This window comes from Pseudokineococcus marinus (genome assembly GCF_013004605.1).
Lineage (GTDB): Bacteria > Actinomycetota > Actinomycetes > Actinomycetales > Quadrisphaeraceae > Pseudokineococcus > Pseudokineococcus marinus.
The window spans coordinates 1-14,920 of the sequence record NZ_JABEMA010000007.1 but is presented as its reverse complement, the minus strand read 5'-3'; the positions used below and the strand labels follow the sequence as shown (position 1 = coordinate 14,920).

Below are 14,920 nucleotides of genomic sequence, written 5' to 3'. Positions count from 1 at the left end.
GAGCCGGCCCGCCGTAGGCTCGGCCTGGCGCGGGCGCTCGTCGTCGTCCGCCGGGCGCTCGACATCGACGTCGCGGACCAGCGGTGTTCTGAGCCCACCAGGGCCTGCCGGTGGTCGCGGCGGTCGTCCTCGTGCTGGGCGTCCTGTCGATCCGGACCACCCTGGACACCGACGTCTCGACGGCGGTCGGTCTCGTCACCGCCGGACTGGCCTCGCCCCGCAGCAGGTGGTCCTGCCCGTGGTGCCTCAGAGCGTCTCGTCTCGGTCCTGGACCTCGATCCGCCGCTTCTCCGCGCGCAGCTGCTCGCGCTGCTCGAGTTTCGGGCCCAGGTCCTCCGCCAAGGCGGCTGACGCCTTCGACGCGAAGTCGGCCCAGTCCGAGGCGGCGCGATAACGGTCCTGGGAGAGCTCCTTCGCGTTGGCGAAGCCCATGCCGGCGTTGAGGGCACCTCCGACGACGAGGAGGAGCGCTACCGTCCCGCCGTCGAGTGCTTGCCTGTCGACGAGGACGCTGAGACCGGAGGCCCCCGCGAAGAAGCCGTAGACGAGCAGGTAGACGTCCTTCACCCGGCCGAAGACGCGCCAGAAGCCGCTGCTCCTCTTGCGGCGGGAGACGCGGGCGTCAGCTTCCACAGCCCAGCGAGCGAGCTCCTGGTCCGCCTGGGCGACGAGCCGGCCCTCACGCGGGAGGGACCGGTCGATGCTCTGCAGGAGATCCGTGATCGCCTGGTTGGTCTTCTGCTGCTTCCGGCGCTGTCGAGGCGCTGGTCTTCGTTCTTGCTGCGAGGCGGACACTTCTTGCTCCCGGAGAGTGCGGTGGATGCGTCAGAAACCGGCCTCGCGTCTTCTGCGCGCGCGTTCCGCCAGCCACCACTCGAGGTCCACGTCTCCCGTCACGATGTGGTAGGTCACCGTGTACTGCCACGTCGACCAGCCCCATCTGCCCGTCGTCTTCTGGAAGGGGACCGACTGGGTGCTCACGACCGTCGCCCGCACTCCGACGGGGTACTCGTAGAGGTGCTGCCCGAGCTCGTCGTCAGCGTCCAGCTGGACCGCCAGGCCGAGGCCCTGCACGGCGAGAGGCAGCACCTGGGCGGCGGCGACCGCCTGCGGGTTGCCGCTGGCCCTCAGGCCGTCGCTGACGTTCTTCGTGACCTTGGTGATCAGCTCTTCCCTGCGCGCCCAGTCCTTGCCGGCGTCCTCGTCCATGGCGGCGAAGGCGATCTTCAGGAGGCGCCCGTCCTCGACGTGCGCGTCGAAGACGGTGCCGCCGCCTTCGCCGAACTTCGACGTCTGACCGTTGTCGATGCTCAACGGTCTGGTGAGGATGGCCCTCGTGCTGGCCTCGTCGCCGGCCGTCACTGCGCCGACGAGGTAGAGCTCGTCGGCACCGGTCACGTCCTCGGTGTCGCGACAGGTGACGGAGTCGAGGGTGACGCGCATCCTGGGCACATCGGTCTCCTTCATGAAGAGGAGCTGGCCTGACGCCGGGCGCGACCAGGCCGTGATGATGTGAGGACTTCAAAGACTGCATCGACCGGGACGAGTGACGTGTCCTGCGCTTGGTGGGAGAAGCGTCGACCTGTCGTCACGCTCTGTCAATAGTCTCCTCACGTCGAGGAGCTGCAACGCCGGGCGGACGTCCGAACCGCTAGGACGCGGTCGTCACGCCCCCTCCGCGCTGCTCCCGGGGAGCTCGCGCAGCGGCGACGTCAGCGGGCCGCCTGCGTCCCCGGTGCTGACCGTCCCGGCCCGCTCGACGAGCACGGCGTGCACCTCCTCCTCGGCTCGCGGGCGGTGCGCGACGCCGAGCAGGACGACGAAGACGTCCTGCGGCCCGAGGACGACGTCGCGGTCGCGCAGCTCAGTCGTCAGCCGGCCGCTGAGCACGAGGAAGAACTCGTCGGTCTCGGGGTGGGTGGGCCGGACGAACTCGCCCTAGAGCCTCACGACTTTGACGTCGTGGTCGTCGACGGTCGCGAGCCGGTGCGGCGCCCAGTGCTCGGTGATGGCCGCGAGGGCGCCCGTGGTGCTGCGCACGCCGTCGCTCACGGCTCGAGGCTCGCAGCCCTCCGGCCGGTCGGCGAGACGGGTCGCGCCCGGCGCCCGCGGCCGAGGGCGAGGGTCAGGACGAGCGCGCCGACGGCCAGGGCCGCGCTCGTCGTCGTCAGCAGCGCCTCGCCCCGGGCGAGCAGCAGCCCGCCCGTCCACGCGCCGACGGCGATGCCCGCGTTGAAGGTCGCGTTGACGACGGCGGGGGCGGCGTCGGGCACGGCGGTCGCCCGCAGCGCCGAGAGCTGCAGGAGCGAGGGCAGCGCGCCGAAGGCGGCTCCCCAGGCGACGACGACGAGCGCCGTCGCGACGGGGGAGCCCGACGCGGGCGCGAGCGCCAGCAGGCACGCCGCGACGATCCCCACGGCCAGGCGCAGGGCGGCGACCGGGTGGCGGTCGCCCGTGGCACCGGCGGCGACGAGCCCGACGACGCCGGCCGCGCCGTACCCCAGCAGCACGAGGCTGACGAGCGCCGTCGGGACGCCGGCCTGCAGCACCAGCGGCGTGACGTAGGTGTAGGTCCCGTAGTGACCGACCATGAGCACGACCGTCACCCCGGCGACGAGCAGCAGGGCCGGCCGGCGCAGCTCTCCCAGCACCGAGGGGCGGGCGGGCGGCGCCCCCGAGGCGCGGGGCTGCGGGGCGTCCGCCGGGAGGACGAGGGCCGCCGCGACGGCGAGCCCGGCCAGGACGAGGGCCACGCCGGCGAAGGCCCACCGCCACCCGAGGGCCGTCCCGACGGCCGTCCCCAGCGGGACCCCGAGCGTGAGGGCCAGCGCGACGCCGCTGTTGACGAGGGCGACGGCCCGCCCCACCCGCCGGGGCGGCGTCACCGCGACCGCGACGGCGACGACGACGGAGAAGACGGCGGCGTGCGCCAGCCCGCAGAGCAGCCGGGCGGCCAGCGCCCACCGGTGGTCGTCGGTGAGGGCGACGGCGAGCGTGCCGACGGCGTAGAGCAGCGCGAGCCCGACGAGCACCCGCCGCTGCGGCCAGCGCGCGACGAGCGCCGTCACCGGCAGCGCCCCGACCGCCACGACGACGGCGTAGGCCGACACCCACGTGCCGATGGCCGCCTCGTCGACGCCGAAGTCCCGTGCCAGCTGGGGCAGGAGCCCGACCGGCAGCACCTCCGTGGTGACGGCCGCGAAGACCACGGCCGCCAGCAGCAGGAGCGTGCCGAGCGGGAGGCGGTCCGCCGTCCGGAGGGGCGCGCCCGTGGTGGGCGGGCCGGGCAGCGTCACCGCGGCACCGTACTGAGCCGCCGAGCGGCGTCCGGAGACCTGGTCGACGGCGGTGACCGTGCACGGTCACGAGCGTCGAACAGGTCCTCCGCGGCGGCCCTCGGGCGCGCCCGCCCGGACGGTCGCTGCTGCCCCGAGGTCGAGCCCCAGGCGGTCGCCGGGGCCGAGGGCTGCAGCACGGCCGGCGGGCAGCGCGACGACGGCGCCCGGCCACCCGTCGTCGGCGTCCTCGCCGCGCACGAGCACCACGCCACCCCGGGGTTCGAGGCCCGCCACCCTCAGCAGGACGGCGGCGGACTGGTCGTCCGCGGCGGGCACGAGGTCCTGCGGCGCCAGGTGCACGAGCGCGGCGTCGCCGGGCCGGACGCCGTCAGCGAGGCGGCTGGGGACGAGGCGGCCGTCGTCCGTGCGCAGCCCGCCGGCCTCGGCGGTGCCGCGCAGGACGGTGAGCCCGGACAGGCGCGCCGCGAAGGCGCTGCGGGGAGTCGCGAGGACGTCGGCGGCGGTCCCCGTCTCGACGACGCGGCCGTGCTCGAGGACGACGGCGCGGTCGGCGAGCGCGAGGACGTCGAGCGGGTCGTGCGTGACGAGGAGGGCGGAGCGGCCCTCCGCTCGCAGGACCTCGCGCAGCAGCTGGCGCAGCGCCGGGGCCGCGGCGACGTCGAGGGCGGCGAGCGGCTCGTCGAGGAGGAGCAGCCGCGGCTCCGCGGCGAGCGCCCGCGCGAGGGCGACCCGCTGGGCCTGCCCCCCGGAGAGCTGCGCGGGGCGGCGGTCGGCGAGGTCGCCGGCGCCGACCCGGTCGAGCCAGCGCCTCGCCGTCGTGCGGGCGTCGGTCCGGCCAGCCCCGCGGGCTCGTGGTGCGAAGGCGGCGTTCTCGAGGGCGGTGAGGTGGCCGAAGAGCAGCGGGTCCTGCGCGAGCAGCGCCGTGCGACGCCGGTGCGGCGGCACCCACGTGCGCGGGCGCCCGCCCTCCCCAGCGCCGTCGTCGCCGGCGTCGGCGAGGACGTCACCGTCGAGGACGACGCGCCCGCGGTCGGGGCGCAGCAGCCCGGCGACGAGGCCGAGCGCCGTCGACTTCCCCGCGCCGTTCGGGCCGAGGAGGGCGACGACCTCGCCCGGCGCGACGGCCAGCTCGACCTCGAGGTCGCGCGCGTCGACGCCGGCGTGCAGGTCGAGACCGGCCGCCTCGCAGGCGCTCACAGCGCCGGCCGCCCGCGCACGGCCACGACGACCACCGCGGCGACGACGACGAGGAGCAGCGCGAGCGCGACGGCGGCGTCCGGGTCGGTCTCGCGCTGCAGGTAGACCTCGAGGGGGAGCGTCCGCGTCGTCCCCTGCAGGCTGCCGGCGAAGGTCAGGGTGGCGCCGAACTCCCCGAGCGCTCGGGCGAAGGACAGCACCACCCCGGAGGCGAGCCCGGGCAGGACGACCGGCAGCGTCACGCGCCGCAGCACCGTCCAGGGGCCGGCGCCGAGGACGGCGGCGACCTCCTCGTGGCGGCGGCCGGCCGTCCGCAGCGCCCCCTCGAGGCTGACGACGAGGAAGGGCAGCGCGACGAAGGTCTGCGCGAGCACGACCGCCGCCGTGGTGAAGGCGATCGAGACGCCGAGCGCCTCGAGCTGCCCGCCGAGGAGGCCGCGCCGGCCGAAGGCGTGGAGCAGCGCGAGCCCGCCGACGACCGGGGGCAGGACGAGCGGCAGGAGCACGAGGGAGCGCAGCACCCGCAGCCCGGGCAGCGACGTGCGCGCGAGGACGAGCGCCATCGGCACCCCGAGCAGCACGCACAGCGCCGTCGCCGCGGCCGACGTGCGCAGGCTGAGGGCCAGCGCCGCGCGGGACGCCTCGCTCGACAGCAGCGCCGGGAGGTCGGCCCAGTCGACCTGCAGCACGAGCGCCGCGAGCGGCAGCAGCACGAGCAGGGCGCCGACCGCCGCGGGTGCGAGCACCCAGCGCGGCAGCTCGGCACCGGCACTCGCGGGACGCCGCGCCGCCCTGCGCGGGACCGGGCTCACGACCCGTCGGGCGCGCCGAAGCCGGCCTGCGCCAGCACCTCCCGCCCCTCGGGCCCGGTGAGGAGGTCGACGAAGGCCCGCGCGGCCGCGGGCTCGGCGGCGTCGTCGAGCACCGCGACGGGGTAGGTGTTCACGGCGCCGTCCGCCGCGGGCACCGCGACGGTGCGGACGGCGTCGCCCGCCCGGCGTGCGTCGGTGGCGTAGACGACGCCGGCGTCGGCCTGGCCGCTCGTCACCGCGCCGAGGACGTCGGTGACGGAGCCGGCCTCGCTGACCGGCGTCAGGGTCGTGCCCGTCAGCTGCTCGAGCCGTTCCGTCGCCGCGCCGCACGGCACCTGCGGCGCGCAGACGACGACGGCCAGGCCGGACCGCGCCAGGTCGGCGAAGGAGGCGACGCCGCCGGGGTCGTCGGGCGGCGTGACGACGGCCAGCGTGTTCGTCGCGAAGGGCACGGGGTCCGCGGCGAGCCCGGCGTCGACGACCCGCTGCATCGTGCGCTCGTCGGCCGTCGCGAGGACGTCCGCGGGCGCGCCCTGCTCGACCTGCGCGGCCAGGTCGGAGGAGCCAGCGAACGACGTCCGCACCGTGAGGCGGGGGTGCTCTTGCTCCATGACCGTCGCGAGCTCGCCGACGACCTCCGTGAGCGACGCCGCGGCGAAGACGGTGAGCGTGCCGTCGAGGCCGTCGGCGGCGGGGGCGGGCGCCGTCGCCCCGGCGGGCGCGGTGTCGGGCGGGGCGGCGTCGCCGCCGCCGCACGCGGCGAGCAGGAGGGCGGCGACGGCGACGACGCCTGCGGCCGTCCTCACGACGCGCCCCGCGGCGTCTCGACGACGACCGTCGTCGCCTTGACGACGGCGACCGCGACCGCTCCCGGCTCGAGCGCCAGCTCGCGGGCGGCATCGGCGCTCATGAGCGAGACGACGGCGTGCGGGCCGCACTGCACCTCGACCTGCGCCATGACGCCGTCGACGACGACGCGCGTCACGAGCCCGACGAAGCGGTTGCGCGCCGAGCGCGCGACGCCGGTCGGGTCGCTCGCCGGGGCGCCGGCGTGCTCGCGGGCGTGAGCGGCGAGGGCGGCGCCGTCGACGACGAGGCGACCGGCGACGTCCTTCCCCGCGTCGAGCGCACCCGTGTCGACCCAGCGGCGCACGGTGTCGTCGCTGACGCCGAGGAGATCGGCGGCGTCGCGGATCCGGAAGTGCGGCACGAAAACAAGATTACTGCCGTACATGCGGCCATGGGAGCGCGACCTCCGCCCGGTGCGCGCGTCACCGAGGAGAGGGGGCCAGTCCGGCGCTCTTCACAAGTCAGGGCAGACGTGCCAATCTCCGCGCGTCCCCACCCCCTCGAGCACAAGGACGTGAGCGTCGAGATGAAACGATCCATCGTGATGGTGCTGGCCACCGCCACCTCTGCGGTGATGGCGGCGACGATGACGACCGGCGTGGCGGCGCGTCCCGCGCAGGCTCCGGCCGAGGCGGCGCCTGCGGCACGGGGCGATGCCGCCCCGGCGGCCTCCACGCTCCTCGACACCGGCCTCGAGGACCCGCTGACGCACCCCGGCACCTTCGCCGAGCCGCCCGAGGAGGTCCGGCCCCGGACCCGCTGGTGGTGGGGCGAGACGCTCACGCCCGAGCGGACGCGGGCGGAGGTCGACTCGCTGCACGAGGCGGGCTTCGGCGGCTTCGAGGTCGCCTTCGACGCCGACGAGTGGGCGACCCAGGAGCAGCGCGACAACCTGCGGGTCGCCGTCGACCGGGCGAACGAGCTGGGCATGTCGGTGGACGTGACCCTCGGGGCCGCCTGGCCGATCCGCACGCCGAACACCGGCGCGGGGACGGGCCTGTCGCAGACCGAGCTCATCTACGGGCGCGCGGACGTCGCCGGCGGCTCGACGTTCGACGGCCCCCTGCCCCGGCCCTTCGACGACCCGGAGAACGAGAAGCAGGGCCGCGTCGTCGGCGTCTCCGCCGCGCGCGTCCTCGAGCGGCACGAGCCCGCCCGGCTCCTGCCCGAGGAGCAGCAGCCCCGCTTCGGCAACCCCATCGCGGGGCCGGAGCGCTCGACCGTCCTCGACCCGGACTCGCTCGTCGACCTCACCGACGAGGTCGAGGGCGACGCGCTCACGTGGACGGCGCCCGAGGGCGACTGGATCGTCTTCGCCTACTGGGCGCGCGACGCGGAGGAGTCGGTGATGAACCACTTCTACGCGGAGTCCGCCCGGGCCGCCGGCGAGTACCTCGTCGAGAACGAGATCGGGCCCGAGAACGTCGAGGCGCTGCGGCAGGCGGGCGGCGCACTCTTCGAGGACTCCCTCGAGCACAGCGCCGTCTCGCTCTACTGGTCGCCCGACATGGCCGAGCAGTTCAAGGAGCGCCGCGGGTACTCGCCCACGAAGTACCTGCCGCTCATGTACGAGCACGGCATGACGAACTACTGGGTGCCGGGGCCGGCGGACGAGCCCGTCCCCGACTTCGACACCCCGGACGCGGACGGCGAGAAGGTCCGCGACGACTACTACACGACCATCACCGACCTCTACGTCGACGCCCACATGCTCGCCTTCCAGGACTGGGCCGACGGGTTCGGGATGGACTTCAAGAACCAGGTGGCCTACGGCCTCCCGCTCGAGCCGGTGCGCAGCGCCCGCGAGCTGGCGCAGGACGGCGGCCGCGTCGAGAGCGAGTCCTTCAACTCGGGCGACCGCATCCCGTGGGACCAGGAGGACAACCCGCTCTGGCGCTACTCGCTGGACCACCAGCGCACGCTCGTCGGCGGAGCCCACCAGGGCGGGGCGACGCGCATCTCCACCGAGCTGGGAGCCCAGTACTTCAAGACCTACGAGTTCAACCTCGCGGACTACAAGGGCTTCATGGACAAGGAGTGGGCGGCCGGCATCACGCTGCCCTTCCTCCACGGCTACCAGTACGACACCGGCGAGGACCGCTGGCCCGGCACCACCCGCTTCGGCGACGTCACGGCGGAGAGCTGGAACGACGACTTCCCGCAGCACCAGCACTGGCCGGGGCTCACCGACTACTGGGCGCGCGGCACCTACGTCCTCGAGGCGGGCACCCCGCGCACGGACGTCGCCGTCTACCGCGACGGGTTCCTCACGACGACGGCCCGCGGTCGCAACCCGCTGCGCGACGAGTACGGCGCACCGCGGAAGCTGTACGACACGGCTCCCCTCGAGCGCGAGGGCTACAGCGTCCAGTACCTCGACCCGCAGGGGATCGTCGACGAGGCCGCCGGCCGCCGCGGCGTCCTCTTCCCGGGCAGCTCGTCCTACCGGGCGCTCGTGCTCGACACCGAGGACATCACCGAGGAGTCCGCTCAGGCGCTGGTGAGCCAGGCGCGGCGCGGCCTGCACGTCGTCGTCGTCGGCGACGCCCCGTCGCGCGCCAGCTCGCTCGAGGGTGGCGACGTGGCCGACCGCCGCGTCCGGCGCAACATGGACCGGCTGCTGGGCATGGACACCGTCATGCAGGTGGCCACGCCCGCCGAGGTCGCCTCCGCCCTCGAGGGCGCCGGCGTGGTCCCGCGCGTCGCGATGGACGACTCCCCCGTCCTCACCCAGGCGCGGCAGACCGCGGAGACGGACTACTACTACCTCTACAACCCGTCCACCGACGCCGTGGAGGTGACGCCGTCCTTCGCCTCCGTGGGCGCGCCGTCGACCATGGACCTCGCCGACGGGTCCATCACGCCGCTCGGCCAGTTCTCCCAGGCCGACGGGCGCACGACCGTCCCGCTGCGGCTCGACGGCCTCGGCAGCGCCGTCATCGCCTTCGACCGCGACGCCCAGCCCGGCCCCCACGTCACCTCGACCGACGAGGTGCTCGACGTGCGGGTCACCGGTGACGGCCTCGTCCTGCGCGCGACGAGGTCGGGCGTCCACGAGGTCGCCCTCGCCGACGGCAGCACGACGAGGGCCGTCGTCGACGAGCCGGCGGCGCCGTACGCCGGCATCGGGCCGCGCAGCTGGGACCTCTCGCTCGACCGCTCCGGCCCCGAGGGCGTGGAGGACGTCGCGCTCTCCCTGCCCAACGGCTTCCTGCAGGACTGGCGCGACATCGAGGGCCTGCAGGACGCCGCCGGCGTCGCGACCTACACGGGCACCTTCTCGGCGCCGTCCGAGCTCTTCGCCGAGGGCGCTGGGGCCTACCTCAGCCTCGGCGAGGTCCACGGCAGCGTGAAGGTGCGGCTGAACGGCGAGCTCGTGGCGCCGGACAGCGTCGCCGGCCGCCAGGTCGACGTCTCGTCCCTGCTCGTCGAGGGCGAGAACGAGCTGTCCATCGAGCTGGCGTCGACCCTGCGCAACGCCGTCACCGCGATCAACGGGACGAGCGCGCGCACGCAGGCGCAGGGCCTCCTCGGCCCCGTGCAGCTCATCCCGTACGCGAGCACCCCGCTGGGCTGAGCGCGCACGGAACGGCGGGCGGCCGCCCCACCCCGGACCCGGGGTAGGGCGGCCGTCCGCGTCCGGGAGCGTCCCGGGCCGCGGGGCACCGGTGTCCGTGGCGCTGCTGCACGACCTCCCGGACCTCGGCGTCCGGCCGTCCGCCTCGGTCGACGCCCTGGACGCGGCGCGCGAGGGACGCTGACCGGTGGCCGTCGTGCTCGACGCCTCGGCGGCGGTGCACAGGCTCCTCGGTGACGGGGACGCCCGTGCGCTCATGGCGACGGAGGTCCTCCACGTGCCCCACCTGGCGGACAGCGAGATGGCGGGCGTCCTGCGCCGGCACGTCTCGGCCGGGCGCCTCGCCGTCGACGACGGCCGGCGCGCCCTGGTCACGTGGGGTCGCGTGGGGGTGACGCGGCACCCCGCGGTGGGGCTGCTCGACCGGGTGTGGGAGCTGCGCGGGAACGTCAGCGCCTACGACGCCACGTACGTCGCGCTGGCGGAAGAGCTGGGGTGCGCCCTGGTCGCGGGAGACGCCCGCCTCGGCCGGGCCCCCGGCCTCCGGTGCGACGTGCTCGTCGTCCCGGGCTGACCGCCTGCGCCGGGCGGTCTACCGGTCCCTCCGCCGCCGCGGCACCAGCCGCACGCCCGGCAGCGGCGGGGCGGGGATGCGCGCGTCGCCGTGGCCCGCGACGACGCCGAAGCGGGCGCTGCGCTCCTCCCACTCCTCGCGAGCGGCCACGACCTCCTCGTGCGTGCGGGCGACGAGGTTCCACCACATGAGCAGGTCCTCGCGGAAGGGCTCGCCGCCGAGCAGGAGCACGCGCACGTCGCCGCGGGCCTCGAGCGCGAGCTCGGTGCGGCCGGTGCCGAGGTGCAGCAGGCCGGGGCGGGCGCCGTCCGGCAGCAGGGGTGCGCCGTCGACGTCGAGGTCGGCCGGGTCACCCGTCAGGAGCAGGAGGGCGTGCTCGTCGCGCGGGTCGAGCGGCAGCACCGTGGTGCCCGGGCGCAGCGCGACGTCGGCCGCGAGCGCGCGGGTGTGGACGAGCGCCGGGGACTCCGCGTCGCCGAGCCGCCCGACCATGACCGTGCTCGCCGACGCCGGCCCCCGTAGCACGGGCAGGTGGCGGTGCTGCTCGAAGCGCGGGGCCTGGTGGCGCACCTCGTCCGGCAGGGCGATCCACAGCTGGACGCCGGACAGCTCGGCGCCGTCGTCGGCGATCTCCGAGTGCGAGACGCCGTGCCCGGCGGTCATGAGGTCGAGCTCGCCGGGGCGCACGACGACGTCGCTGCCGGTGCTGTCGCGGTGGCGGATCGGGCCGGACAGCGGCCACGTGACGGTCTGCAGCCCGGTGTGGGGGTGGGGCAGGACGCGCATGGGCGCCGTCGACGGGCCGTACCGGTCGACGAAGCACCACGCGCCGACGGTCGGGACGTCGCGCTGGGGGAGTGTCCGCTCGACCTCCGTGCCCCGGACGCCGCCCAGCGGCACCTTGCGGGCGGTGAGGAGCTCGCGCCGCGGGCCCCCGGCCGCGCCCATCGGCTCGGCGGGCACCGCGTGCTCGGTGGGGCGGGTGTCGAGGTCGCTCACGACGTCCTCCTGCGGGGGTGGCCTGGCGTCCATGGTGGACGACGTCGCACCCGGGCACGAGGGGGCGAGTCGTCGCCTGTTCGCCCTTGGAGGGGGCGTCGAGGGGCGAGTCGTCGCCTGTTCGCCCTCGGAGGGGGCGTCGAGGGGGCGAGTCGTCGCCTGTTCGCCCCGGAGGTGGGCGCGGGGCGGGCGGCTGGAGACCCGCCCCGCGCGGTGACGCTCAGGCGCCGGTGGACTCCGCCTGCTCGGCGGCGGCGACCTGCTCGGCGCCGCTCGTCTGCTGCTGCGCGGCGGCCGCGGCGACGGCCTTGCGGCGCTGGGTGATGACGTGGGCGGCGGCCAGGCCGAAGAGCGGCAGCGCGACGGCGGCCATCCACGGCTTGTCGAGCTTGTGGCCCAGGGCGTGGTCGAGGGAGTAGCGGCCCGGGCCGGCGACGGCGAGGGCCGAGCCGACCGTCGCGAGGACGGCGTTGTACTCGAAGCCGCCGTCGGTCACCCAGAAGCCGGCGGGACCGTGCACGGTGCCGGCCGTCGTCATGGTGGCGGCGGCCGCAGCGCCGGCCGCCGGCGTCGCGAGGCCCAGCGCGAGGGCCGCGCCGCCGCCCGCCTCGCCGAGGCCCGCCATGAGGGCGCTGCGCTTGCCGGGGGCGAAGCCCATGGACTCCATGGCCCCGCCGGTGGCCTCGAGGCCGTAGCCGCCGAACCAGCCGAAGAGCTTCTGGGCGCCGTGGGCGAAGAGCGTGCCGCCGACGCCGGCGCGCAGCGCCAGGAGGCCGAGGTCGGTGCGCTTGCTGCGGTGGTGCGTCATGGGTTCTCCTCGCCGACGCGGCGACGTGCGCCGGTCGACCGTTCGTGGCCGCCGGCAGGCGGTCCGTGGTCGGTGTCGGCGACGTCGGTGGCGCCGCCGATGACGGTACGTCGATCTAGTTGAGCGCACAAGCAGCCGTCGCGGACGAGCGTCCGGAGCGTTGCTCCGCGAGGGGGCGGAGCGCCCGTCCGTCCCCGCGGAGCGTCGCTCCGCTCGCTGACCGCCGGGTGCGGCCACCGTCGCTCGCCGCCTGCCACGCTCGCACGCCCCGGCCGGCAGCGCCCGCCCGCGCCGGTCCGGCGACGTCGGCGCAGACTCGCCCGGTGAGCCCCGCCCGCCGCCCCCAGCCCGTCGCGCCCGGCCCCGGCCAGGAGTCCGTCTGGGACTACCCGCGCCCGCCCGCCCTCGTCCGCAGCGAGCGCCTCGTCGAGGTGCGCCTGTCCGACGACGGCCCCCTGCTCGCGACCACCCGCCGCGCCTGGCGCGTGCTCGAGACGAGCCACCCGCCGACCTGGTACGTGCCGCGCGAGGACGTCGCCGACGGCGTCCTCGCCCTCTCGGACGCCCCGGCGACGACGTGCGAGTGGAAGGGGCGGGCGACGTACTGGGACGTCGCCGAGCCCGGCGGCCGCGGGGAGCCGCGCCGCGCGGCCGCCTGGAGCTACGAGGACCCGACGTCGCGCTTCCGCGAGCTGGCGGGCGCCATCGCCTTCACGCCGTCGCAGGTCGTCGCGACGGTCGACGGCGAGCGCGTGCGCCCGCAGGAGGGCGGCTTCTACGGCGGCTGGGTGACGGACGACGTCGTCGGCCCCTTCAAGGGCGGCCCCGGCACCTGGGGCTGGTGACCCGGTCGGCCGCCCCCGCGCCGCCGGACGCGGCCGACGAGCGCTCAGGCCAGCAGCACCTCGCGGTCGCGCCGCAGGCGCACGTCGTCGGGGCGCCTGACGTCGGTGCCCGGCCCGCGCCCCGGCTCGGCCTTCTCGAAGACGACCCGGGCACCGGGGCCGGTGAGCTCCAGCGTGGCGAAGCCGTTGCCGAACATCGGCCCGGTGGTGGAGCGCCAGGTGACGCCGAGCGGCGCCGCGCCGACCGAGCGCCGCAGCAGGCGGCCGAGCAGCCGCGCCGGCGGCGTGTGCAGGAAGCGGAACATCGCGGGGAGGCCCTTCGGCAGCGCGTTGCGCAGCGGCGAGCTGACGACCTGCACGACGGGGGAGCGCACCCCGCGCTCGACGGGGTAGCGCAGCGGCGCGACGTAGCCGTGGTGGACGTCGCCCGAGAGCATGAGCACCGAGCTCGGCGCCCGCCCGAGCCGGCCGGCCGCGACGTCACCGAGCCGGTCGACCAGGCGGTGGAAGGAGGACTCGAAGGCGCCCCAGTGCTCGAGGTCCACCGCCTGGCGCAGGGCCTCGGCGTGCGGGCGGAAGCGCTCGCCCCACGCGCCGGCCGACGCCGTCTCGGCGTTCCAGAGCTCCACGTCGTGCAGCGCCGGCTCGAGCAGCACCGGCAGCGAGGCGGCGACGAGCAGGTGGTCGACGTCGCCGGTGAGGTGCTCCTCGACGTCGGCCCACTCCTGCTCGTCGAGCATCGAGCGGTGCTCCTCGGAGAGCACGCGGCCCGAGCGCGTGTCGACGACGACCAGGCGCGTCCGCCCGAGGTCGCGGACGTAGGACCACTCCGAGGTGCCGCCGCCGTCGATCTGCTCGTCCGCGGCGACGGCGAACTCCCGCAGTACCTCCGCCGCGTCGCCGTCGCGGCCGACCTCGCGCACCCGGGCCCACAGCTCGTCCTCCGCGAGCCGCGAGGGCATGAGGTTGCCCAGGTGCTGGTGCAGCCAGTAGGCCGCGTAGGCGCCGACGATGCGCTCGCGCCACCACGGCAGCCGCTGGACCTGCTCGCGCCACGTGCGCGAGGTGTTCCAGTCGTCGCGGACGTCGTGGTCGTCGAAGATCATCGCCGTCGGCGTGGTGGCGAGCAGCCAGCGCACCTCCGGGTCGGCCCAGCTCTCGCGGTACAGCCAGGTGTACTCCTCGAAGTCGCCGATCTCGCCCTGCGGGTCGGCGTCCCCGCGCTTGTCGCGGATGCGCTCGCGGAGGTAGGGCGACAGGCCCTCGTCGGCGTAGACCTGGTCGCCGAGGAGCAGGAGGAGGTCCGGCAGCTCCCGGCCGGCCTGGCACTCGGCGGACAGGGCGACGAGGGCGTCGACGCCGACGCCCTCGGGATGCTCGCGCACGGTGCGCGTGTACGGCGGCTCCATGGGCCGGTCCACGCGGCAGGAGCCGAGGGCGATGCGCAGCCGGGGGTCGCCCCCGGAGCTGCGGGTGGCGTCGCCGGGCGCCGGCAGCGGCCGCACGACCGGCCCCGGACGGTGGTCGTCGGGCCGCGGCCACGCCCGCTCGCCGTCGAGCTCGACGACGTAGGGCACCTGCCGGTCCGGCTCGAGGCCCTCGACGACGACGAGCGCGTAGTGGTGGCCGCCGACCGTCACGGTGCGGTCGCGGCCGACGGCGCCCCCGGCCCGGACGACGACCTCGCCCCGTCTCGCCGTCTCCACCCACACCGTCGCGCTCGTGCTGTCGACGTGGCGCAGCAGCGGGCCGAGCACGAGCGGCCCCTTGACCTGCGTGCCGGGTGGGGCGGCGTCCAGGGTGTCCGCGTCGTCGCCGTCCCCGTCCTCGTGGGGGACCGCCGGGTCGCTCGTCGTCACGCGCCGATGGTCGCAGGCGGCCCTGCGGTCGGCGCAGGGACCACCCGTCGGGGTGACCCGGGCCGCGCGGGGCGCGGCGGGGCGACGCACGCCCCGCGCGG

Annotated in this window: 13 protein-coding genes and 1 pseudogene; 3 read left to right on the top strand and 11 right to left on the bottom strand. The window is 76.1% G+C overall.

Annotated features, from left to right (window positions below; all coding sequences use genetic code 11):
* Positions 1-246 precede the first annotated feature (246 nt).
* The 8 genes and pseudogenes from HLB09_RS01350 to HLB09_RS01315 form a co-directional block, all read right to left on the bottom strand.
* Positions 247-795 (bottom strand): hypothetical protein, encoded by a 549-nt coding sequence (locus HLB09_RS01350; RefSeq protein ID WP_171201618.1) that lies wholly within the window; start codon positions 793-795, stop codon positions 247-249.
* A gap of 30 nt (positions 796-825) precedes the next feature.
* Complete coding sequence (locus tag HLB09_RS01345; RefSeq protein ID WP_344553015.1) at positions 826-1,443, bottom strand: hypothetical protein; 618 nt, start codon at positions 1,441-1,443, stop codon at positions 826-828.
* A gap of 222 nt (positions 1,444-1,665) precedes the next feature.
* Positions 1,666-2,052 (bottom strand): annotated as a pseudogene (locus tag HLB09_RS20240) (cupin domain-containing protein).
* Complete coding sequence (locus HLB09_RS01335; RefSeq protein ID WP_171201617.1) at positions 2,049-3,296, bottom strand: MFS transporter; 1,248 nt, start codon at positions 3,294-3,296, stop codon at positions 2,049-2,051. Before HLB09_RS01335 ends, HLB09_RS20240 begins: the two are co-directional and overlap by 4 nt.
* Before the next feature lie 66 nt (positions 3,297-3,362).
* Positions 3,363-4,496 (bottom strand): sulfate/molybdate ABC transporter ATP-binding protein, encoded by a 1,134-nt coding sequence (locus HLB09_RS01330; RefSeq protein WP_171201616.1) that lies wholly within the window; start codon positions 4,494-4,496, stop codon positions 3,363-3,365.
* A complete protein-coding gene (locus HLB09_RS01325) occupies positions 4,493-5,308 on the bottom strand; it encodes an ABC transporter permease (protein WP_171201615.1) in 816 nt (271 codons plus the stop codon). The genes HLB09_RS01330 and HLB09_RS01325 overlap by 4 nt, the downstream gene beginning before the upstream one ends.
* Positions 5,305-6,114, bottom strand: coding sequence for a molybdate ABC transporter substrate-binding protein (gene modA, locus HLB09_RS01320; RefSeq protein WP_322789974.1), 810 nt, complete (start codon positions 6,112-6,114; stop codon positions 5,305-5,307). The genes HLB09_RS01325 and modA overlap by 4 nt, the downstream gene beginning before the upstream one ends.
* On the bottom strand, positions 6,111-6,518 hold the full coding sequence (locus HLB09_RS01315; RefSeq protein ID WP_171201637.1) for a TOBE domain-containing protein: 408 nt from the start codon (positions 6,516-6,518) through the stop codon (positions 6,111-6,113). The genes modA and HLB09_RS01315 overlap by 4 nt, the downstream gene beginning before the upstream one ends.
* A 111-nt stretch (positions 6,519-6,629) precedes the next feature.
* On the opposite strand from HLB09_RS01315, the gene HLB09_RS01310 reads away from it, so the two are divergent.
* Both HLB09_RS01310 and HLB09_RS01305 read left to right on the top strand, forming a co-directional pair.
* Positions 6,630-9,734 carry a glycosyl hydrolase gene (locus HLB09_RS01310; RefSeq protein ID WP_171201614.1) on the top strand — a complete coding sequence of 1,035 codons (3,105 nt, stop codon included), beginning with the start codon at positions 6,630-6,632 and terminating at the stop codon, positions 9,732-9,734.
* 187 nt (positions 9,735-9,921) lie between these two features.
* Positions 9,922-10,308: a type II toxin-antitoxin system VapC family toxin gene (locus tag HLB09_RS01305; RefSeq protein ID WP_171201613.1), complete on the top strand. Its 387-nt coding sequence runs from the start codon at positions 9,922-9,924 to the stop codon at positions 10,306-10,308.
* A gap of 18 nt (positions 10,309-10,326) precedes the next feature.
* Here HLB09_RS01305 and HLB09_RS01300 read toward each other — a convergent pair whose 3' ends face one another.
* Both HLB09_RS01300 and HLB09_RS01295 read right to left on the bottom strand, forming a co-directional pair.
* On the bottom strand, positions 10,327-11,307 hold the full coding sequence (locus HLB09_RS01300; protein WP_212755711.1) for a pirin family protein: 981 nt from the start codon (positions 11,305-11,307) through the stop codon (positions 10,327-10,329).
* A 220-nt stretch (positions 11,308-11,527) separates the two neighbouring features.
* A complete protein-coding gene (locus tag HLB09_RS01295) occupies positions 11,528-12,115 on the bottom strand; it encodes a DoxX family protein (RefSeq protein ID WP_171201611.1) in 588 nt (195 codons plus the stop codon).
* A 323-nt stretch (positions 12,116-12,438) separates the two neighbouring features.
* Here HLB09_RS01295 and HLB09_RS18060 point away from each other — a divergent pair, with 323 nt between their 5' ends.
* A complete protein-coding gene (locus HLB09_RS18060) occupies positions 12,439-12,960 on the top strand; it encodes a DUF427 domain-containing protein (RefSeq protein ID WP_171201610.1) in 522 nt (173 codons plus the stop codon).
* Positions 12,961-13,004: 44 nt separating this feature from the next.
* On the opposite strand, the gene HLB09_RS01285 is transcribed toward HLB09_RS18060, so the two are convergent.
* Positions 13,005-14,819, bottom strand: a complete 1,815-nt coding sequence (locus tag HLB09_RS01285) for an alkaline phosphatase D family protein (RefSeq protein WP_212755709.1) — start codon at positions 14,817-14,819, stop codon at positions 13,005-13,007.
* Positions 14,820-14,920 lie beyond the last annotated feature (101 nt).